Origin of the sequence: Bacillus sp. 2205SS5-2, from assembly GCF_037024155.1 — a bacterium.
GTDB lineage: Bacteria > Bacillota > Bacilli > Bacillales > Bacillaceae_K > Bacillus_CI.
The window spans coordinates 1-20,667 of sequence record NZ_JAYKTS010000049.1 but is presented as its reverse complement, the minus strand read 5'-3'; the positions used below and the strand labels follow the sequence as shown (position 1 = coordinate 20,667).

Annotated in this window: 12 protein-coding genes, 21 tRNA genes and 1 rRNA gene; 2 read left to right on the top strand and 32 right to left on the bottom strand. The window is 38.3% G+C overall.

Annotation, left to right across the window (positions count from 1 at the left end; all coding sequences use genetic code 11):
* Window positions 1-178 precede the first annotated feature (178 nt).
* From menB to U8D43_RS19960, 4 genes are read right to left on the bottom strand one after another with little or no spacing between them, the layout of a single operon-like run.
* The gene (gene menB / locus U8D43_RS19975) at window positions 179-997 is read right to left on the bottom strand and encodes a 1,4-dihydroxy-2-naphthoyl-CoA synthase (RefSeq protein ID WP_335872906.1); all 819 of its coding nucleotides are present in this window, start codon (window positions 995-997) and stop codon (window positions 179-181) included.
* A gap of 12 nt (window positions 998-1,009) precedes the next feature.
* Complete coding sequence (gene menH / locus U8D43_RS19970) at window positions 1,010-1,819, bottom strand: 2-succinyl-6-hydroxy-2,4-cyclohexadiene-1-carboxylate synthase (protein WP_442893638.1); 810 nt, start codon at window positions 1,817-1,819, stop codon at window positions 1,010-1,012.
* Window positions 1,816-3,552, bottom strand: coding sequence for a 2-succinyl-5-enolpyruvyl-6-hydroxy-3-cyclohexene-1-carboxylic-acid synthase (gene menD / locus U8D43_RS19965; protein ID WP_335872905.1), 1,737 nt, complete (start codon window positions 3,550-3,552; stop codon window positions 1,816-1,818). The genes menH and menD overlap by 4 nt, the downstream gene beginning before the upstream one ends.
* Window positions 3,542-4,948, bottom strand: coding sequence for an isochorismate synthase (locus U8D43_RS19960; RefSeq protein ID WP_335872904.1), 1,407 nt, complete (start codon window positions 4,946-4,948; stop codon window positions 3,542-3,544). The genes menD and U8D43_RS19960 overlap by 11 nt, the downstream gene beginning before the upstream one ends.
* A gap of 304 nt (window positions 4,949-5,252) precedes the next feature.
* Here U8D43_RS19960 and U8D43_RS19955 point away from each other — a divergent pair, with 304 nt between their 5' ends.
* A complete protein-coding gene (locus U8D43_RS19955; RefSeq protein ID WP_335872903.1) occupies window positions 5,253-6,170 on the top strand; it encodes a 1,4-dihydroxy-2-naphthoate polyprenyltransferase in 918 nt (305 codons plus the stop codon).
* A 903-nt stretch (window positions 6,171-7,073) separates the two neighbouring features.
* Window positions 7,074-7,826 carry a TraR/DksA C4-type zinc finger protein gene (locus U8D43_RS19950; RefSeq protein ID WP_335872902.1) on the top strand — a complete coding sequence of 251 codons (753 nt, stop codon included), beginning with the start codon at window positions 7,074-7,076 and terminating at the stop codon, window positions 7,824-7,826.
* Between the two features lie 103 nt (window positions 7,827-7,929).
* Here the strand turns inward: U8D43_RS19950 and U8D43_RS19945 are convergent, their stop codons facing one another.
* From U8D43_RS19945 to rrf, 28 genes are all read right to left on the bottom strand, one after another.
* Complete coding sequence (locus tag U8D43_RS19945) at window positions 7,930-8,298, bottom strand: hypothetical protein (protein ID WP_335872901.1); 369 nt, start codon at window positions 8,296-8,298, stop codon at window positions 7,930-7,932.
* Window positions 8,299-8,390: 92 nt separating this feature from the next.
* Window positions 8,391-10,802: a glycogen/starch/alpha-glucan phosphorylase gene (locus U8D43_RS19940; protein ID WP_335872900.1), complete on the bottom strand. Its 2,412-nt coding sequence runs from the start codon at window positions 10,800-10,802 to the stop codon at window positions 8,391-8,393.
* Window positions 10,792-12,240, bottom strand: a complete 1,449-nt coding sequence (glgA, locus tag U8D43_RS19935; RefSeq protein ID WP_335872899.1) for a glycogen synthase GlgA — start codon at window positions 12,238-12,240, stop codon at window positions 10,792-10,794. Before glgA ends, U8D43_RS19940 begins: the two co-directional genes overlap by 11 nt.
* Window positions 12,237-13,265: a GlgC family sugar phosphate nucleotidyltransferase gene (locus tag U8D43_RS19930; protein WP_335872898.1), complete on the bottom strand. Its 1,029-nt coding sequence runs from the start codon at window positions 13,263-13,265 to the stop codon at window positions 12,237-12,239. The genes glgA and U8D43_RS19930 overlap by 4 nt, the downstream gene beginning before the upstream one ends.
* A 28-nt stretch (window positions 13,266-13,293) precedes the next feature.
* Window positions 13,294-14,445 (bottom strand): glucose-1-phosphate adenylyltransferase, encoded by a 1,152-nt coding sequence (locus U8D43_RS19925; protein WP_335872897.1) that lies wholly within the window; start codon window positions 14,443-14,445, stop codon window positions 13,294-13,296.
* On the bottom strand, window positions 14,445-16,328 hold the full coding sequence (gene glgB / locus U8D43_RS19920; RefSeq protein ID WP_335872896.1) for a 1,4-alpha-glucan branching protein GlgB: 1,884 nt from the start codon (window positions 16,326-16,328) through the stop codon (window positions 14,445-14,447). Before glgB ends, U8D43_RS19925 begins: the two co-directional genes overlap by 1 nt.
* A gap of 1,816 nt (window positions 16,329-18,144) precedes the next feature.
* Window positions 18,145-18,216: transfer RNA gene (locus tag U8D43_RS19915), tRNA-Glu, on the bottom strand.
* Window positions 18,217-18,227: 11 nt separating this feature from the next.
* Window positions 18,228-18,318 (bottom strand) — tRNA-Ser (locus U8D43_RS19910).
* A 4-nt stretch (window positions 18,319-18,322) separates the two neighbouring features.
* Window positions 18,323-18,397 (bottom strand) — tRNA-Asn (locus U8D43_RS19905).
* Window positions 18,398-18,403: 6 nt separating this feature from the next.
* Window positions 18,404-18,480 (bottom strand) — tRNA-Ile (locus tag U8D43_RS19900).
* 2 nt (window positions 18,481-18,482) lie between these two features.
* A tRNA-Gly gene (locus U8D43_RS19895) sits at window positions 18,483-18,556 on the bottom strand.
* Between the two features lie 13 nt (window positions 18,557-18,569).
* Window positions 18,570-18,645 (bottom strand) — tRNA-His (locus U8D43_RS19890).
* Between the two features lie 10 nt (window positions 18,646-18,655).
* A tRNA-Phe gene (locus U8D43_RS19885) sits at window positions 18,656-18,731 on the bottom strand.
* Window positions 18,732-18,738: 7 nt separating this feature from the next.
* Window positions 18,739-18,815, bottom strand: a tRNA-Asp gene (locus U8D43_RS19880).
* An 87-nt stretch (window positions 18,816-18,902) separates the two neighbouring features.
* Window positions 18,903-18,976: transfer RNA gene (locus tag U8D43_RS19875), tRNA-Met, on the bottom strand.
* Between the two features lie 22 nt (window positions 18,977-18,998).
* Window positions 18,999-19,091, bottom strand: a tRNA-Ser gene (locus U8D43_RS19870).
* Between the two features lie 7 nt (window positions 19,092-19,098).
* Window positions 19,099-19,175: transfer RNA gene (locus U8D43_RS19865), tRNA-Ile, on the bottom strand.
* Window positions 19,176-19,199: 24 nt separating this feature from the next.
* Window positions 19,200-19,276 (bottom strand) — tRNA-Met (locus U8D43_RS19860).
* 123 nt (window positions 19,277-19,399) lie between these two features.
* A tRNA-Ala gene (locus U8D43_RS19855) sits at window positions 19,400-19,475 on the bottom strand.
* 16 nt (window positions 19,476-19,491) lie between these two features.
* Window positions 19,492-19,568, bottom strand: a tRNA-Pro gene (locus U8D43_RS19850).
* 5 nt (window positions 19,569-19,573) lie between these two features.
* Window positions 19,574-19,650 (bottom strand) — tRNA-Arg (locus tag U8D43_RS19845).
* A 10-nt stretch (window positions 19,651-19,660) separates the two neighbouring features.
* Window positions 19,661-19,749 (bottom strand) — tRNA-Leu (locus U8D43_RS19840).
* A 12-nt stretch (window positions 19,750-19,761) separates the two neighbouring features.
* Window positions 19,762-19,836: transfer RNA gene (locus tag U8D43_RS19835), tRNA-Gly, on the bottom strand.
* Window positions 19,837-19,848: 12 nt separating this feature from the next.
* Window positions 19,849-19,930: transfer RNA gene (locus tag U8D43_RS19830), tRNA-Leu, on the bottom strand.
* A 123-nt stretch (window positions 19,931-20,053) separates the two neighbouring features.
* Window positions 20,054-20,129 (bottom strand) — tRNA-Lys (locus tag U8D43_RS19825).
* Window positions 20,130-20,151: 22 nt separating this feature from the next.
* Window positions 20,152-20,227: transfer RNA gene (locus U8D43_RS19820), tRNA-Thr, on the bottom strand.
* Window positions 20,228-20,339: 112 nt separating this feature from the next.
* A tRNA-Val gene (locus U8D43_RS19815) sits at window positions 20,340-20,415 on the bottom strand.
* 6 nt (window positions 20,416-20,421) lie between these two features.
* Window positions 20,422-20,537 (bottom strand): 5S ribosomal RNA (rrf, locus tag U8D43_RS19810).
* Between the last annotated feature and the right edge of the window lie 130 nt (window positions 20,538-20,667).

Genomic DNA, 20,667 nt, shown 5'->3' with positions numbered 1-20,667 from the left:
TATCCAAAAATCAAAACCAGCTTAAATCAAGTAATGGTGCCATAGCCAATCTTTAAAAATGGTCATTCCATTTTAGGGAGGGTGCTTTTTTGTGTCAAAATCAGCATCAAAACCCATTTTCGTATAAAAGAGCCTATAAAAAAGCTTGATGGAGTAAACCCACCAAGCTCTAAATGTATTAAGGAAAACGAGGGAATTGACCAAAATCGGGATTTCGCTTTTCTTTGAAAGCATCTCGACCTTCTTTCGCCTCTTCTGTTGTGTAATAAAGTAGGGTTGCATCTCCACCCATTTGTTGTAGACCCGCTAAGCCGTCTGTATCTGCATTTAATGACGCTTTTAAGAAACGAAGAGCCGTTGGGCTTTTTTCAAGAATCTCCTTGCACCATTGCACTGTTTCCTCTTCAAGTTTCTCTAGAGGTACGACTGTGTTTACAAGTCCCATATCAAGTGCTTCTTGTGCATTATATTGGCGACATAAGAACCAAATTTCACGTGCTTTCTTATGTCCAACGATACGAGCTAAGTAACCTGCGCCATAACCAGCATCAAAACTCCCCACTTTTGGACCCGTTTGACCAAAAATAGCGTTATCTGCAGCGATTGTTAAATCACATACGATATGAAGGACATGCCCTCCTCCGATTGCATAGCCAGACACCATTGCAATGACTGGTTTTGGTATTACACGAATAAGCCTTTGCAGATCTAGTACATTTAAGCGAGGAATTTGGTCCTCACCAACATAGCCACCATGTCCACGAACCTTTTGGTCTCCACCTGAACAAAATGCATCGTCACCTGCACCAGCTAAAACAATTACACCAATATGTGAATCGTCGCGTGCATACGCAAATGCATCAATGAGTTCCATAACGGTTTTAGGTCGGAAAGCATTACGTACTTCTGGTCGATTTATCGTAATCTTCGCAATTCCATGAAGTGTTTCATATAAAATATCTTCATACTTTCTTTCATTTACCCATTCATAAGCCATTTTAAATCCTCCTTATGTATTAAACAAAAACTCTTCTACTATTGTACCAAATTTTTGAGATTGTTCCACATGTATTGCATGTCCCGCATTCTCTACTTGACAAAGTGACCCATACAGGAGATGATTGTTCATTTTGCGGGCAATCGAACAAAACTTTTCATCCAGCCTACCCGCCATTAGAAAAACAGGGAAGGATAGTTTAGAAAGATCTCCCCAATACGAGGGTTGCCGTCCCGTTCCCATACCTAGCAGGCTATTCCTCAAGCCATTTAGGTTATTGCTCAATCGTTGCCTCCTGATCTTTAGTTGAGATGATTGAGGGAGACTCTTCTGTGACTGAAATAGAGGGATGTTCTCCCAATAGTCAACAAACCAAGATAAGCCTTTATGTCTGATTTTCCAGGCTAAGTTTTCATCATCTTCTCGGCGCAAGCTTCTTTCCTGTTCCGTTTGAAGCCCAGGAGAGGTGCTTTCCAAAATTAGCGACGAAATCATAGACGGAAACATAACCGCAAATCCGAGAGCTAAGCGCCCACCCAGCGAATAGCCGATTATATGCGTTTTCTCTATTCCTAACTCACATAAAATCCTTTGTATATCCTGAACACAACTTTCAAAAGAATATCGCTCCACCTCATGGGGAGAATCAGACTTCCCATGACCAAGCAAGTCGATCATAATACATTGATAGGATTTGCTCAATAAGTAGGCAGTTTCACTCCAAGTAGCATGGTTTCCTGTAAACCCGTGAAGTAATACTACTGCTTCTCCCTTACCTACCCTCTTTACATAGTACTCTACCCCATCGACAGAAATCCTCAAAGCTCTTCAACTTCCAGCCAATTTCTTATTTCCTGGGAAACAGAACGCCAGAAAGAACGGTGACTATCGACACTTTCAGACCTACTTCTACATACTTCAATAACCGAAATCCCTTCTTGGAAACGAGTTAATTCCATTGATTTTTCCCACTCATCTCTCGTTTGGACGGAGACAAATTGACCACCAAATTGCTCAACACTCTTTTTAAAGTCAATATTTGTCGGTGTTCCAAATAGTAATTCATAATGGGTTGGGTCCTTTGCTTGTGGTAAATAGGAGAAGATTCCTCCTCCATCATTGTTGATCAAAATAATGGTGATATTGATTTTGTTCATTTTTGCTGCCAAAAGCCCGTTTAAATCATGGAAAAAGGATAAATCGCCAATAATTAAATACGTGTTTGGTTTAACAGCACCGACTCCCAGAGCGGCTGAAACTATCCCATCAATGCCGTTCGCCCCGCGATTTGCCAGCACAGTGATATCCTGATCCGTTGCTTGAAAAAAGGTATCCATATCTCTTATTGGCATACTATTTCCAACAAAAAGAGTTGAAGAAGGAGGAAGGTTTTTTCCTAATGTCGAAAAAAGGGTGACTTCATCAATGGAATCCAATGTTTTCAAAGAGGTTATTTCTTTCATTGTTATGTGATTGGCTACTTTCCAGCCTTCTAACCATTCAGAAGTGTTCCCTTCGGCCAAGTAGGAGAGAATATCTTCACAAAAAAGAGATTCATCTGCATAAATTGTTTGTCTACCGCTACTATTAGGGTCTCTCCAATCACTTCCTGGGTCGATAATCCAATGAGGTATGGTTTTTTGTTTTTGTAAAAAGGTCGATAATGCTTTCGATACAGGCATCGCTCCAAAACGAATGACGAGATCGGGTTCCAATTGGCGTCCTAATTCTTCCACTCGTAAAAAAGAGTCGTAACATCCAATGATTTCATCCTCGTAACTCCCTCTTAAATAGGAGAGTGGGTCGGCCAACAACGGAAACTGTAGCTTTTTAGCTAGCTGAATAATCGACTTCACATGGCGACTATTTTCCATTGGACCACAAATAATCAATCCCTTTTGTTTCTCATTCAACTCTTTAGCCAAATTTTCTGCTATCTCACTTGATATTCTTTTCTTACCTATGTAAAAGCCTTGATCAGTTGAGATAAAGTAGTTTTTAGCAAGAGCGAGATCCGGCAATAGTGGTTCACGAAATGGGATATTAAGATGCACAGGACCAGAAGGGGCTTCGATAGCTGTTAGTACACTTCGCTTTATCGCTGATTGAACAAAGCTCAATACAGCTGGATTTTCTTCTGGAATAGGCAAATCCACAAACCATTTCACATGCTTACCGTAGAGATCTACTTGATCAATTGCCTGTGGCGCACCTACTTCTCTAAGTTCATGAGGGCGGTCTGCTGTCAATACAATCAACGGAACCCGACTATAGCGGGCTTCAATAATAGCGGGAAAATAGTTTGCAGCCGCAGTACCCGACGTACAAAGAATTGCAACTGGAGTATGTGAGGCCTTCGCAAGACCTAAAGCAAAAAAACCTGCAGATCTTTCATCAATGTTAATATAAAGCTCCATGTTAGGATGTTCAGCTAACATAAGAGCGAGTGGAGTTGACCTAGATCCTGGACTAACGACGACCTTGTCAACTCCGGATTCAATGAGTTGGTGAACAATCCCAGCCGAATAGGCTGTTAATGCCTCTTTATGATTCATGTATGACCCCTCCTACTGCACGAAGCATAGGACGAAATTTTATAGCCGTCTCTTCATATTCACTATCTGGTGTAGAATCAGCTACCACCCCACACCCAGAATATAAATACGATTCATTTTTGTAGAGAAGACCTGATCGAATGGCGACTGAAAATTCACCATTTCCTTCTGCATCGACCCATCCAATCGGAGCTGCATAAAACCCTCTGTCCATTTCTTCTACTGTTCGAATAACCTCCATCGCTGCCTCTCGAGGAACTCCGCCCAAAGCGGGAGTAGGATGAAAGCTCTTTAATAATTGAAAAAGGGATTGTCCTTGTTTATCTTTTCCCATAACCGGAGTATACAAATGTTGAATATCTCTCATTTTTAATAAAGTCGGAGGCGAGGGAACTTGTACCTGTTCGCAATATCTTTCCATTGATTGTTGAATCATTTCTACCACTAATTGGTGTTCATGCAAGTTTTTCTCATCATGAAGCAATTCGTTGCCGAGTACCTTATCTTCCTGATCAGTTTGTCCTCTACCAATGGACCCTGCCAAGCAAGTAGAATAAATCATCGAATTTTTTTTCTTTAATAATCGTTCGGGACTTGCTCCGATAAAACAACTGTTCATAACTTCTAAGCTAAATACGAAGCTTTCCTTTTGTTCTTTGTATAAATGTTCAATACAGTAATCAGAGGATATTTTATCAGAAAACGTCATCTTCATTTTTCTGGCGAGAACAACTTTTTCTAAATCTTCCATTTTCATGCGATCAGTCACATTTTGGATAGACTTTTTCCATTCCTCCGGTCGAATTTCTTCTAATTGGTCAATTTTAGGAACTGACACCTCAGATGATGAGTTATTTAAAAGCGCGTCCACTTGTTGTTGATGTCGCAACAGCACGCTTTCATGCTCATGTCCAGTGATTATCATGTTTGTCGTCAAATAGGCTTCTCCATGATTGACTGATAATAAATAAGTTGGCAGTTGAAAAATGGCCTGAGAAAATTGTGACCATTCTGGTTCTTGATCACGTTGCGGATCAAACGTAAATCCACCAAAAATCAATGGACCTGTCCCTCTTATTTCATAAGGATTATAAGTTAACGCTTCTTTTGTTATACCTTCCCACTGCTTTTCAATATGTGAAAACCGATCGACTCCTTGTCCACATCTAATACTAAAAGCATTTCCTAAACCGACCAAAAACAATGAACTATTTGGATCTTTGAAGAAAAACCGCTCTCCTTGGTAGAGGTTACTTCCAGCGTGATAGAAGGAAAGGGGATCGGCTTCTCTAAGCTTACGAACATAACTAAGTAAAATTGGCCGATTATCTTGTCTTGCTTTAATCAATGCTTCATCAAATGAAGCTTGTATAAACGTTTTTTGGACTGTCGTCAAGTGAATCCCCCCAAACAAGCCGTATGCGGTGTCCTAAAACTTCTTTAAAGATACACCTGCACCTATATGGTGTCAATGCTTACGCTAAGTAGCACCAAGTTATATCCTTATTATATACTAAACCCTTTTTAGAATGAATGAAAACGGGTTCACTTAAACAAATTCAGAAAGACTTACCTTTTATTAATTGTGAAAAGTTATTGACACTTTCCGTTGCTTTTCCTACACTTAGATTTGTAAAGTAAGTGTATATATACTATGCCCTTTTTACTACATTATCTCACATTAAAGGGAGAGACGATAAATGGAAGTAACAACTATTCAAGCGGATAAAGGATGGAGAATTTGGTGGCAATTAACACGCCCTCATACATTAACAGCCGCCTTTATACCCGTGGCACTAGGTAGTGCACTATCCCTGAATTACACATCTTTACGATGGGATTTATTTTTCGCAATGCTTCTTGCAAGCATCCTCATTCAAGCAGCTACGAACATGTTTAATGAGTACTATGATTTTAAACGGGGGTTGGACCACGAAAACTCTGTCGGTATTGGTGGAGCCATAGTAAGAAATGGGGTAAAACCAAGCACAGTCAAACTTCTCGCTTTTTCCCTTTTCGGCTTTGCATTATTTTTAGGGTTATACATTTGTTACCATACCACGTGGTGGATTGCTGTTATTGGTCTTATTTGTATGGCGGCGGGCTACTTTTATACTGGTGGACCTAGACCGATTGCCTACACCCCTTTTGGTGAAATTACAGCTGGATTTTTTATGGGTGTGGTAATTATTTTACTTTCTTTTTATATTCAAACAGGATTTATTAACGGTCTTAGCTGGTTAATTTCAATCCCAATTGCTCTTTTAGTGGGAGCAATCCTTTTAGCAAATAATATTCGTGATTTAGATGGGGATAAAGAGAGTGGACGAAAAACTATCGCTATTCTAATTGGCAGAAAAAAAGCGATATACCTTTTAGCTGGAATTTTCATTCTCTCTTACATTTGGGTAACGATACTCGTTGGAACCCAACTTGTTTCACCTTGGCTTCTGCTTACTTTTTTGAGTATCCCTAAAGCCGTAAAAGCAACAAAAGGATTTATTGGAAAATCGATTCCGCTCCAAATGATGCCCGCAATGAAGGCAACTGCCCAAACAAACACAATTTTTGGTTTTCTTTTATCGATTGGTTTATTTATCGGCTATCTTTTGCAATAACCTGACCCTCTGAGACGAACATTAAAATGTTCGTCTTTTTATTACTTTTTCCTATATATATATCGATTCTATTGCATTAATCCTCCAATTTGCCTTTATTACATTTCAGCAAATTCCAACCCACCTCAGGGAGACTAACTTATTTATCCTGTTGTACAATGATCCTTCATTCCAACGGCTTCTTTTGTTTATATTGTTGTATTTTCAGTGAATTTCTTCATTTTTTACAGTCATTTGATCCAATTAAATACGAAAAAGATGCTCTTTAATTATTTTTAACGAAATATACGAAGTTACATGTAACACTCTTTTTAGAAGGCTGTTTTCGCAAAGATTGTGGCTTTCGATTAAGAATGAATCTCTTGACTTGTATGACTTCGTGCTCTTTTCCTAAGGCTCTTTTCGTATACATTGTGGCTATTTATTTCATCTGATTATTGATTAAATCGCCCATTTCACTGTTGATTCCCCTCAAAAATAGACGAAATGATGCCCGAAACAAAGCGATATCACCATTTATAGACTGGTTCGAAAAGCCACAATCTTTGCGAAAACAGCCTTTCCTAATGAAAAATTCTTCATTTCTAGATAAAAAGGAAGAAATCAATCGAAAAAAACTACTGCCTGTTTTTTCTTTGTGTCAAAAGCAACAAAGCATGCGAAAAGAGCTTTTTAGAAATAGCCCAATTCGCAGAGGTTTTATGGGACGTGATGCTGTAGGGTTTTTCACTTTTCTTATTCTGTAAAAATCGGAACTAGCTGCTAAAAGTTTCACTCTACTTAATGTCAATGATGTTTATATTTCATCCACAAGGATAAAGAAATAAGAGAAACAGTATAGTAATTTTAGGCTAGTCAGTGAATACTAACCGGAGAATTCCCATTAATTAAGGAAGTGACAAAATGCTAACTCATCAACAATTACAATCATTAAAACGTGAACTAGTACACCAAAAAGAACAAGTTAACGAACATTTACATCAAGACGCAGAAAGCATGAAGAACACAAATGAAAGAGATAGCGTAGGTGAACTCTCTCTTTATGATAACCATCCTGCTGATATGGCCACAGAATTATTCGATAGAGAAAAGGATTTCGCATTAAATGAACATGCCGAAAGTGATTTAACCAAAATTCATTCCGCTCTTCAAGCTATGGACAATGGATCATACGGAAAATGCCAAACGTGTCATGAAGATATCCCTTACGAAAGACTAGAAGTCTTACCGACGACTCTCTATTGTAAAGAACATAGCAAAGAGCAGACTAAGCTTGATGACCGACCTGTCGAAGAGCAAGTGTTAGAACCCCCTCATGGTAATTCTTTTATTAAAAGAAGACAAAATGAAACATTGGATTATCAGGATAGCTTTCAAGAAGTGGCTCAATTTGGTACTTCTGAAACCCCATCAGATTTTAAGGGAGATTTAGAAGGCTATGATGAAATTTACCAAGAAAGCAACTCCGATCTAGAAGGTTTTACTGAAACCTACGAATCTTTTTCTGCAACAGATATTTCTGGAGAAACTAGATCCGTCTATCCTTCAAAAAAACACGATGAGTACGAACAAATGCTAGATGATGAACAGTTGGAATCACCACTTGGTGATATTCCATACAAACATGGTGACAGCTATCTCGATAAAGATAAATAAAAAAAATCAGTGGGCATCCACTGATTTTTTTCTCTTTATCCAGAATAATTTCTTACAACAAAGTGAGGTTATTGACTACATTGCTTCAAGTATTTTTTTAAACTTAAATGATTTTTGAATCGGGTGTATTAGCCCCACTTCTCTCAGTCGATGCTCCCTCTCTTTCAAGATTCAACACAGTATTTTTTCTTATGATTAAAACACTTCCAAGCATAAACACACAAGATACCGTCGTAATGACACCGATTGTTGCCCCACCAAAAAATAAAAACTCATTACCATCGAATGTAAAAACCAGCCAAGATATGGTTGCTAATATTCCTAGAGATAATAACATCCCACAAGCAACAATTAGATGAAAAAAAAAGAATCCAGTCCGTTTCATCATAGATGACGCGTATTTATATGAAATAGGCAGCCCAATAATGATCAGTAGTAAATATACAATCATCCCCAAATCGTATATATTCATACTCTCCCCCATCTCTAGTTCTTTCTCCTTTGTTCTCTCCACTAGATTAGACGAACCTTTTGATAAAACATTTCGATGGATCTCATTCTTTGTTATGATTTTTGGAAAGAGTAACGATTAATATTCCAGATATCATTTGCGTATTCTTCAATCGTTCTATCACTAGAAAAATGACCTGAGCCCGCAATATTCTCTGTGCTTTTTTTCAACCATAATGAAGGTTTCTGATATGTCTCATTTACTTGTTCTTGTACATCAATATAAGAGGAAAAATCCCTAAGAACAAAATAGTAATCATTCTCCACTAGAAGAGAATCAAAAATTGGTTCAAATTCCGATTCCATTTCTGGAAAGAACCCATTCACTAATTGGTTCACAACGCTATGAATTCTTTCATCGTGATGATAGTATTCCATGGAAGAATAACCTCCTTGAGAATAATACCTTAGCACCTCATCCGCTGTTAAACCAAAAATGAAAATATTATCTTTTCCCACTTTTTCTAAAATCTCAATATTGGCCCCGTCCAATGTGCCAACTGTAAGAGCACCATTCATCATAAATTTCATATTTCCAGTCCCTGAAGCTTCCTTACTGGCCGTTGATATCTGCTCACTTATATCTGCCGCTGGAAAGATATCTTCCGCCAATGAAACACGGTAATTCTCCAAAAAGACTACTTTGATTTTTTCTCTGACGAATGGATCTTCATTAACTTTTTTGGCTACGCTATGAATCAATTTAATGATTTTTTTCGCATAATAGTATCCAGGTGAAGCCTTAGCACCAAAAACAAACGTGCGTGGTTGCATATTATAAGTAGGATCTTCTTTTATACGATTGTATAAATACATAATGTGGAGTACATTCAATAACTGTCTCTTATAAGCATGCAACCTTTTTACTTGTACATCAAAAATAGAATTCACATCAACCGAAATGCCATTTTGCTGATAAATACGATGAGCTAATTTTTCTTTTTTTAGACGCTTTACCTTTGCAAGCTGCTCTTGAAAAACACCATTGGTAGAAAAAGATTGTAATTGAGCTAATTTTTCTGGTGTATGAACCCACTCCGGGCCTATTGTTTCTGAAATTAAATTTGAGAGCTCCTGATTTGCTTTTAATAACCAACGTCTATGTGTTATTCCATTTGTTTTATTATTAAATTTCTCTGGGGAAAATTGATAAAATAAATTCATTTCCCGTTCCTTTAATATTTCGGTATGAATTTTTGCAACGCCATTCACACTGTAACTCCCTGCAATCGCCAGATGGGCCATTTTCACTTGGCCATGTGCAATAATTGCCATGTCTTCGATTCGATCCCACCCATCTGGGTATGTTTCCCAAAGGTTATGACAATAACGCTCATTAATTTCATGAACAATCGAGTAGATTCTTGGCAAAAGTGGTTGAAAAATGGATATTGGCCACTTTTCTAATGCTTCCGATAACGTCGTATGGTTCGTATAACAAAATGTTTTCGTAACAATCTCCCAAGCATCTTCCCACTTTAGTCGATACTCATCAAGCAGTACTCTCATTAACTCTGGAATCGCAAGAACAGGATGAGTATCATTGATGTGAATTACAACATATTCTGAAAGATTCTCAATCTTTTCATTTCTTGCAAGATATGAATCTACTATCGTACGAATACTTGCTGATACCAAGAAATACTGTTGCTTCAAGCGTAAAATCTTTCCTTCGTCATGAGTATCATCTGGATATAGAAATTCAGTTATTGCCTCTGTATCTCGCTTATATTTCATCATGTCTTTGTGAGCATGATACCGAGAAGGCTCGGCGCTCCACAATCTTAATGTATTTACCGTAGAATTTTTAAACCCTACAACGGGCATATCATAAGGAACAGCACTAACATATTCAGCATCACGATGCTCAAATCGCAAGTTTCCTTCTTCATCCACATATGACTCTACTCTTCCCCAAAACGGGACATTTACAGTCAAATCTGGTTTTCTTACCTCCCAAACATGACCATGACGAAGCCATTGCTCAGGGAGTTCTACCTGGTAACCGTCAACAATTTTCTGTTCAAACAGACCGTGTTTATATCGAATACCACACCCGTGTCCAGGCAAGTCGAGCGAGGCTAGCGAATCCATGAAACAAGCGGCAAGTCTACCTAACCCCCCGTTCCCAAGTCCTGCATCGGATTCGACTTCTTCTAAATCATCTAAATCAATTCCTAAATCTTGCAGTCCTCCGCTCACGATATCGTAGATTCCTAAGTTAATGAGATTCTGCCCTAAGAGTCGTCCCAATAAAAATTCAATTGATAAATAATACATTTGCTTTTGATTTTGTAGCCTGTAATGCTCATTAGTATGAATCCAATTCATACTAATGTATTCTCTAATCATATGTCCTAACGTATGAAATTGATCACGTTTTGTTGTGTGAGGGAATGCCTTTCCATAACTCATCTCTAGTCTTTTTAAGAATGCCTCTTTAAACTCACTTTTATCAAAAAACATGACTCTCACTCCTAGATATGAGCTCTGCATAGAGCTGATTGTATTTATATGCTGATTGAGCCCAACTATTGTCTTTATTCATAGCTTGTTTGACAATGGATGCCCATATCGCTGGTTTTCGATAAAAGTGGAGTGCTCTTTGATAAGTAAAGAGCATGTCATGTGCATTAAAATTAGTAAAAGAAAAACCATTTCCTTCCTCGGTCTCATCATTGTAAGAATTCACTGTATCGTTTAACCCACCGGTTTCCCGTACTAGTGGCAAGACCCCATATTTCATAGCAATCATTTGACCTAGTCCACATGGTTCAAACTTTGATGGCATTAAAAACAAATCAGAGCCCGCATAAATCCGGTGTGCTCGAACCTCATCAAACCCTATATGTGACCGTACTTTGTCATGATACTTTGCTTCCATTTGACGAAAGAACTGCTCAAACTCATATTCCCCTGTGCCAAGTAAAATAAACTGAACATCTTCTTGCATCATTTCGTGAAAAACAGCTTTTATTAAGTCCAGTCCTTTTTGCTTTGTTAATCGTGAAATGATAGCAATGATTGGAACATCATCTCTCACGGGCAAACCAAATTCTATCTGTAAATTTCTTTTGTTTTCCATTTTGCTATCAAGAGAATCGACAGTGTACGGAATTATGGTTGAATCCTCTTTCGGATTATAGATCGTATCATCTATACCATTCAATATCCCAACTAGTTGACTTTTTCTTTCATGTAAAACACCATTTATTTTCTCGCCATAATAATCTTCTAATATCTCATCACGATATGTTGGACTCACGGTAGAGATTATATCTGCAGCTAGTAAACCTCCCTTTAAAAAATTCATATTTCCATGAAATTCTAATTGATCAGAATTGAAGTACTTCTGGTCGACTCTTAATAGGTCCGATAAAACTGTCTTCGGAAAGATGCCTTGAAATTGTAAATTATGAATAGTGAACATGCTTCTCATAAAATGATAACCTTGGCGATGGATATATTCTACTTTTAATAAAAATGGTATCATCGCTGTATGCCAATCATGACAATGAATCAAATCAGGGAAAAAATCTAAATAAGGGAAACTATCAAGAACCGCTCGTGTGAAATATGAAAAGCGTTCTCCATCGTCATAATGACCATACAATGTGTCCCGTTCAAAATAGTATAGGTTATCTACAAAGTAGTAGATAACCCCATCTAATGTTAGTTGTTCGATTCCACAATACTGCTTTCTCCATCCAACTTGGACCTCAAACTCAGCAACCTTTTTCATTTTCTCTTGATATTGAAGGGGAATCCCTTTATATTTGGGCAAAATAACACGAATATCCGTTCCTAATTTTAAAAGTTCTTTCGGTAAGGCCCCTGCTACATCTGCTAATCCCCCGGATTTAATGAAAGGGACGCATTCCGAAACTGTAAATAATACCTTCACGAGTTCATCAACTCTCCTTGAACAAGCCCTTTACGAATCACAATAGGTTCTTCAGGCGTTCCAATTAATTTCACATTATCTTTTATCTTTACATCTTTATCTAAAATAACAGATTCTAAAACACAATTTTCACCTATCTGGCTCTTTTGCATGACGATGCAATTTTTCAGCGATGAACCTTTTCCTACTTTTGCTGCCCGGAACACAACACTATGATCTACATCTCCTTCAATCAGACAACCATTCGCCACCATAGAGTTTCGAACCAGTGACTCCTTTGTGTAACGGGTTGGCGGTTCATCTTTAACCTTTGTATAAATAGGGTTATTGTCAGTAAACAAGTGCTTCCATATTGAAGGTGATAGTATCTCCATATTGGCATCGTAGTAATCGTTGATATTCTCAATTTTCTTCACATAATCAACATACTCATACGTATTTACACTGTATTGACTTTTCACATCCTCTAATACATCATGCATACAGGAGTAACCCGTATTTGATCGATTTTCAATTAAAGAAATGAGAAGGGAGGTTGATAAAATAAAAATATCAAGTGGATTCCCCTTTTGCTCGACAACTGTGATGTCACATTCTTCTGCAATATGACGATCTAGTATCTGACAAAAATCCATATTACTAACACTGAAACAGTTACTAATGACAGCAAAGTCTTGATGACTTCTTTTAAAATAATCTATATGATGTGCAAAATGATTGAAGGAATCGAGCCCCTCCTCGATGCTTTCCAAAGCTGGTGCAGGAAAGAAAAATAAACCATCCCTCTTGCGACTTAAATCCCAATCTTTTCCTGAACCTAAGTGGTCCATCAACGAGCGATACTGATATTTTGGAAAGATTGCCACACTTTCCATTCCTGAGTTGACCATATTTGATAAAACAAAATCAATTAATCGATATCTCCCCGCCAATGGAACCGCTGCTAGGGAACGATGCAAAAGTAAGTCTTCGAGAGTATCGTGAAATGTGGTTGCGTCAATAATGCCAATCATTGCTTTATTCATAATTTCTCCCCCATTCTTATGATGTTATTTAAACTTCTTCTAAAACAGCCTTCAAATATGAATCGGTAACTAAAATAATTTCATCTTCGTCATCTTTTGCTGCAATGAAAGTCCCTGCTGGAACCTTAACGTCACTTGGAACAATCGCATTTTGAATGTAAGAACCTTTCCCGATTACTGCACCTGGCATAATAACTGAATCTTTAATGACTGCTTCTTTTTTTACCTCAACTCCATGAAATAAAACTGAATGGATAACTGTTCCTTCAACAATACATCCTTCATTCACTAGAGACTCTGTTACAACTGCTTGCTCTGATATATATTGAGGAGGTTGATTTGGATTGACTGAATATACTCGCCATGAGTAATCGAATAGATTCAAATCACAGTCATCTCGTAGTAAATCCATGTTTGCTTCCCATAGGCTTCGAATTGTTCCTACATCCTTCCAATAACCAGTAAAAGGATAGGCCATAAGATTTTTGCCTTCTTCTATAAGTTTCGGAATAATATCTTTGCCAAAGTCATTACTAGATTGAGAGTTTCTTTCATCTGATTCTAAACATTCTTTTAACAACGACCAATTGAAAATATAGATCCCCATTGAGGCTAAATTATTTCGAGGCTCTTCAGGCTTCTCGTCAAAATCTAGTACTTTAAAATCTTTGTCTGTATTCATAATGCCAAAACGACTCGCTTCATTCCACGGTACTTCGACAACAGATATAGTTACATCCGATTTAGATTCAATATGGTAATTTAGCATTTTGTCGTAATCCATTTTGTAAATATGATCACCCGATAAAATAAGAACATATTCAGGATCGTATTGTTCGATATAATTTAAGTTTTGATAAATGGCACTAGCTGTACCTGTATACCATTTCACTTCCGATGATTCACTATATGGAGGTAGCACGGTAACCCCACCATTTTTCCGGTCCAAATCCCAAGCGCTACCAATTCCAATATAAGTATTTAAAACGAGAGGTTGATATTGTGTTAAAACACCCACCGTATTAATTCCTGAATTTGTACAATTACTCAAAGGAAAATCAATAATTCGATATTTCCCTCCAAAAGGTACAGCAGGCTTTGCTAAACTCTCTGTTAATGAACTTAGTCTACTACCCTTTCCTCCAGCTAATAACATGGCTACACACTTTGTTTTTCCCATTATGTCCTTTCTCCTCTCACTTGATAAACTGGCTGAAGATAAACTACTGCAAAAGGTGGAATCGTTATTTCTACCGTTTTTGGTCTGTCGTGAAATGATTCGCTAACTACGGCTATATCATTCTCGTTAATCTGACCCGACCCACCATAGCGCTGATGATCACTGTTAAACAGCTCAATATAATAGTCTGCATTTGGCACGCCCACTTTATAGTGGTGGTATACATTGCTTGTGAAATTGCAAATGACAATTACAAAATCCTCTTTCTTTTTACCTTTTCTCATAAAACTTAGAATGCTTTGCTCATTATTATCAACATCAATCCATTCAAAACCATCCGATAAATGGTCCTTTTCAAAAAATGGATTAATTTCTCTATAAAAATGCAACAACTCTTTAATGTATGCATTAAACGCCTTATGCATGTCATAATCTTCTAAATGCCAATCAATTTGATCGAGATCTTTCCATTCGGAGAAAGGTGCTAATTCAGTACCCATAAAGAGAAGCTTCTTTCCTGGATGAGCGACTAAATATCCCAATAAGAGACGAAGTTGCGCAAATTTCTGCCAATAATCTCCAGGCATTTTACTTAATAATGACTTTTTACCATGCACAACTTCATCGTGAGATAGCGGTAAAACGTAGTTTTCAGAAAAAGCATATAACAATGAAAAAGTTAACAAAGAATGTACATGCTTTCGATCGCCCTCATAGGTCTCCATATACTTCAACACATCATTCATCCAACCCATATTCCATTTATAATTAAAGCCTAATCCTCCATAATGAACTGGGGAGGTAACTTGTGGCCAATCCGTTGAGTCCTCAGCCATCATTAATGCATTAGGCTCCACTTCGAAAATTGCAGAGTTTAATTTCTTCAAAAAGTCTATGGCACCTTCATTTGGAACAAGTGATTCTTGGTTAGCCCAATATAATATATTTGCAACCGCATCAATTCTAAAACCATCAACATGAAATTCCTCAAGCCAATAGCGTGCGCTTGAAATTAAAAAACTTTGTACTTCATTTTTTCCTAAGTCAAAATTTGCTGTTCCCCACAAATAATTCTCCCGGTCGTGTTCTTTAGAATAATCAAAAAGATACGAGCCATCAAATCGATAAAGTCCATGTTCATCTTTACAAAAATGACCTGGTACCCAATCTAAAATAACCCCTATATTATGCAAATGGCATTTGTTGATAAGGTATCTTAGGTCGTCTGGAGTTCCATATCGGCTGGTTGGAGAGAAATAGCCTGTGCTTTGATATCCCCAGGAACGATCAAAAGGATGTTCCGTTATTGGCATAATCTCTACATGAGTATAACCATGCTCAACTAAATAAGGGACAAGTTCATCAGCAATCTCAGCATATGTGTAAAATAATTCTTTACCTTTGACTTTCCAAGTCCCTAAATGAATTTCATAAATAAACAAAGGTTTATCATAAACAGGCTCTTTTCTTCTCATAAAAAGCCAATGCTCATCGTCCCATTTAAATTCACTCTCTCCACAGATTATCCCAGCAGTGTTCGGTCGTTTTTCCGCAAAGAATGAAAATGGATCCGTTTTTAACAACGTTTTTCCATCGTTTGTGAGAATTTGATACTTATAAACATGTCCTTTAAGAGAAGAGGGATAACTTACAAACCATATCCCACTTTCAGTAATTTTTTTCATTTTTAATTCATCAGCTTTCCATGAATTAAAACTACCTACTACTGACACTGTTTCAGCATTTGGTGCCCAAACACAGAACGTGGTTGATAATGCATCTCCTGTCTTTAAAACGTGAGCCCCAAAGGTTAGATATGCTTCAAATAATTGCCCTTCATGAAATAAATGAATATCATAAGGACTTGGATAAATAGTTGTCATTAGCTTCACCTACGCATTTCTTGGTCTACTTATTGGTATTCTTCTAGAAAAGCTATTCTCCTTCAATAATCACTCTCGAACTTTCGACAAAAAGCCACATCGATTTTTATGAAAACGGTTCACTTTTTTTATTAAGCGCTTCCAACAGTGTTGTTTGACGAAATCAGTAGAAAAATGTAAAAAAAGATTAGAAGTATTTGTTGATACAATAAAAGAATTTAGAATTTAATGGGTCTCTGGAAGGAAGTTATTGTTCGGAGTTATATAATTTTCTAAATATTCAATTTTATTATAGCCTATAAAAAGGAACATTTCCAATAATAGGGTTAACTCAATTTTGACAGTTAACAAGTTTCTAGTATATTTTTGCAATAGCTTCAGGGCTTTCAATTGCTTAAATATAAGCTCTATTATTAAGTAGGATTGATAATCAATCAAATTCTATAGATATTTTTTCAAGTGCTTGTTTTCACTAAGAATGTTGCGATTCAACTCAGCCTATAGACGGGTGAATAGCTTAATTTCAGTTCATTTTTTCATCTATTTTAAGGCTCTTTTCGTATACATTGTGACTATTTCATCATATTTTTTATTAAATCTTCCATTTCTATGTTGATTTCCATCAAAAATAGACAAAATGATGCCCGAAATTAGGCTATATCATAGATGATCAACTGATTCGAAAAGCCACAATTTTTGCTAAAACAGCCATTTTTAAAGAATATTAACAACAAATTGAAAGATTGCATCTAAAATTAGATTCAATAGCAACAATGTATACGAAAGCCCCATGTCCTTCACAGACAATGCAATAGATGAAAATGGAGTCTAGCGGTTTAGTCTTAATCCATTCAGTCAACGATGATTTGGTATGTACTAAGATGATCTTCGTACCTCAAGCTGGCCACCATTTCCGACGGTTAGAATGATGCCACAGCGGTGCATCTAGCGGAAATATGTATTGTTATGACTGTGTTCACTTTCAATATATACTTTATGAAAGTGCAGGCAAAAAACAAGAAACCTACAAAAAAAGAATTCTGTTTGCTTTTTTAAAAAGTGGATTAGCCATTTTAGGGAGGGTTCTTTTTCGCGCTATAATCAGCATCAAAACCCACTTTCGTATCAAAGAGTAAAAAAAGACATTCCAACAGCTTGGAATGTCTGAAACTTTATTGCAATTTTTTAAACGTCGAAAAAGATTAGATTAAATTTGTACTCTAGTTTGAATCAACAACCTAGACTTTCCCTCCCATTAATGATTTTTCATTCATCTTCATGTATAGATAGACACCCTTTATGATGTTTTTAAAGTTTATTCTTTTCGTTATGTTGGCTCCCTTTGTTGCTGCATCGTCCTCTGATTCTCTAATCGGAAATTTTCTAGCCATTCGAGCAAAATAGTAAATAAAGTAAGTTTTCCCCATCATAATCTTTGCAATGATTGAAATAGTAAATCGTTCGTCTTCTTCAGCATCGAAAGCTCAAGGGTATTCTCTATCATAGTTTACAGGCTGTTCAACAGTAATTTACATTCACTAGAATCTACAAAACACTTTTCAAGCGCATCACTAAAATGACCTACAACTTATACCCAGCCTTTTATATAAATTCGAAAATCCTTCTCAAATTTGTAGCAATAACCAACTGAGCGAGCAATTCTCTAGAAATTGATGGATCACTAAGAAGAAACTATAGAACAGAGAAGTTTCCCACATCCTGAGGCACACATTCTAGGAAAGCAACTGTAACCGTCTAATAGTCGGTACTAGTAATATTATGGACAAAAAAAAGACATCTATTGAGATGTCTTTTATGACCCGTACGGGAATCGAACCCGTGATACCGCCGTGAAAGGGCGGTGTCTTAACCGCTTGACCAACGGGCCTAAATTAAAACTGGCGGAGAAGGAGGGATTTGAACCCTCGCGCCGCTTGCGCGACCTACACCCTTAGCAGGGGCGCCTCTTCAGCCACTTGAGTACTTCCCCAGTATGGCTCCGCAGGCAAGACTCGAACTTGCGACCGATCGGTTAACAGCCGATAGCTCTACCACTGAGCTACTGCGGAATAATATGGTGGGCCTAAGTGGACTCGAACCACCGACCTCACGCTTATCAGGCGTGCGCTCTAACCAGCTGAGCTATAGGCCCATTGGAGCGGGTGATGAGAATCGAACTCACATCATCAGCTTGGAAGGCTGAGGTTTTACCACTAAACTACACCCGCTTAATGAATTTTATGGGGCGACTGATGGGAATCGAACCCACGAATGCCTGAACCACAATCAGGTGCGTTAACCACTTCGCCACAATCGCCAAAATAAAATGGTGGCTCGGGACGGAATCGAACCGCCGACACATGGATTTTCAGTCCATTGCTCTACCAACTGAGCTACCGAGCCATATAAATGGCGGTCCGGACGGGACTCGAACCCGCGACCTCCTGCGTGACAGGCAGGCATTCTAACCAACTGAACTACCGGACCAAAGTTTTTTCGCAAAGCGAAAATAACTATCATTAAACTCACAAAACGAAAATAGCAATCATTAATTTGTTTTGGCAATATAATGTATTGCGGGGGCAGGATTTGAACCTGCGACCTTCGGGTTATGAGCCCGACGAGCTACCGAACTGCTCCACCCCGCGTCGATAAAAGTGTTATTAAAAATGGAGGAGGAAGAGGGATTCGAACCCCCGCGCGGTATAACCCGCCTGTCGGTTTTCAAGACCGATCCCTTCAGCCGAACTTGGGTATTCCTCCGTATATATGGTGGACCTTGTAGGACTCGAACCTACGACCGGACGGTTATGAGCCGTCTGCTCTAACCAGCTGAGCTAAAGGTCCAAGTATCTTATAAAGGATCCATTATGGTAGCGGCGGAGGGGATCGAACCCCCGACCTCACGGGTATGAACCGTACGCTCTAGCCAGCTGAGCTACACCGCCATAATATAAAAACAATAAAATGTATTTAGTGAATAAAATTCACTAGTAGATTTCCGCTTCGCATGTTAGGTAAGATATTTTGCTTTGCATGTTAGGTAAGATATTTTGCTTTGCAAAAATCTTTGGTGGAGCCTAGCGGGATCGAACCGCTGACCTCCTGCGTGCAAGGCAGGCGCTCTCCCAGCTGAGCTAAGGCCCCAATATACGGATGGAAATGGTCGGGAAGACAGGATTCGAACCTGCGACCCCTTGGTCCCAAACCAAGTGCTCTACCAAGCTGAGCTACTTCCCGTAATATGGCGCGCCCGAGAGGAGTCGAACCCCTAACCTTTTGATCCGTAGTCAAACGCTCTATCCAATTGAGCTACGGGCGCATTTTAAAAATGGTGCCGAGGACCGGAATCGAACCGGTACGGTAGTCACCTACCGCAGGATTTTAAGTCCTGTGCGTCTGCCAGTTCCGCCACCCCGGCACAAAGTATTTCTGGAGCGGAAGACGGGATTTGAACCCGCGACCCCCACCTTGGCAAGGTGGTGTTCTACCACTGAACTACTTCCGCGCAATTAAATGATGCGGGTGAAGGGAGTCGAACCCCCACGCCTTGCGGCGCTAGATCCTAAGTCTAGTGCGTCTGCCAATTCCGCCACACCCGCATAGTATAATGTTTAATTTTTAACTTGGCAATCCAATCAAACCTATAAGGTAAGATCTCTTGCTATGCAAAAATTAAGTTCTCTAAAGATTTATGGTAAGATCTTTTGCTACGTAAAAATCTATGGTGAGCCATGAAGGATTCGAACCTTCGACCCTCTGATTAAAAGTCAGATGCTCTACCAACTGAGCTAATGGCTCTCGATAATAAATAATTATAAAGTGGTGCCGGCAAGAGGACTTGAACCCCCAACCTACTGATTACAAGTCAGTTGCTCTACCAGTTGAGCTACACCGGCATCTTAAGTTGAGTTAATAGTTTATCTGAATTAAGTACATTTTTATTTACTTTGCAAATACTTAAACCTTTTCAGATTTTTATGGAAAGATATTTTGCTTTGCAAAAATCTTTGGTGGAGGATGACGGGATCGAACCGCCGACCCTCTGCTTGTAAGGCAGATGCTCTCCCAGCTGAGCTAATCCTCCGTAACCGCCTGGCGACGTCCTACTCTCACAGGGGGAAACCCCCAACTACCATCGGCGCTGAAGAGCTTAACTTCCGTGTTCGGTATGGGAACGGGTGTGACCTCTTCGCTAATGCCACCAGACATATTCTTCAAAGACAAGTATTATTATACTATCTTTTATGAAATTTTCAAGAGTTTTTTTGAAATTACACTCTCAAAACTAGATAAAGGTTGATGAAGATAGTGAGTAATCACCACTTATTATGTTTGG

Bases quoted from the DNA above. Each gene is read 5' to 3' on its own strand.
- menB (WP_335872906.1), bottom strand. From the start codon at position 997: ATGGCTTATGAATGGGTAAATGAAAGAAAGTATGAAGATATTTTATAT.
- menD (WP_335872905.1), bottom strand. From the start codon at position 3,552: ATGAATCATAAAGAGGCATTAACAGCCTATTCGGCTGGGATTGTTCAC.
- U8D43_RS19955 (WP_335872903.1), top strand. From the start codon at position 5,253: ATGGAAGTAACAACTATTCAAGCGGATAAAGGATGGAGAATTTGGTGG.
- U8D43_RS19950 (WP_335872902.1), top strand. From the start codon at position 7,074: ATGCTAACTCATCAACAATTACAATCATTAAAACGTGAACTAGTACAC.
- U8D43_RS19945 (WP_335872901.1), bottom strand. From the start codon at position 8,298: ATGAATATATACGATTTGGGGATGATTGTATATTTACTACTGATCATT.
- U8D43_RS19940 (WP_335872900.1), bottom strand. From the start codon at position 10,802: ATGTTTTTTGATAAAAGTGAGTTTAAAGAGGCATTCTTAAAAAGACTA.
- U8D43_RS19930 (WP_335872898.1), bottom strand. From the start codon at position 13,265: ATGAATAAAGCAATGATTGGCATTATTGACGCAACCACATTTCACGAT.
- U8D43_RS19925 (WP_335872897.1), bottom strand. From the start codon at position 14,445: ATGGGAAAAACAAAGTGTGTAGCCATGTTATTAGCTGGAGGAAAGGGT.
- glgB (WP_335872896.1), bottom strand. From the start codon at position 16,328: ATGACAACTATTTATCCAAGTCCTTATGATATTCATTTATTTCATGAA.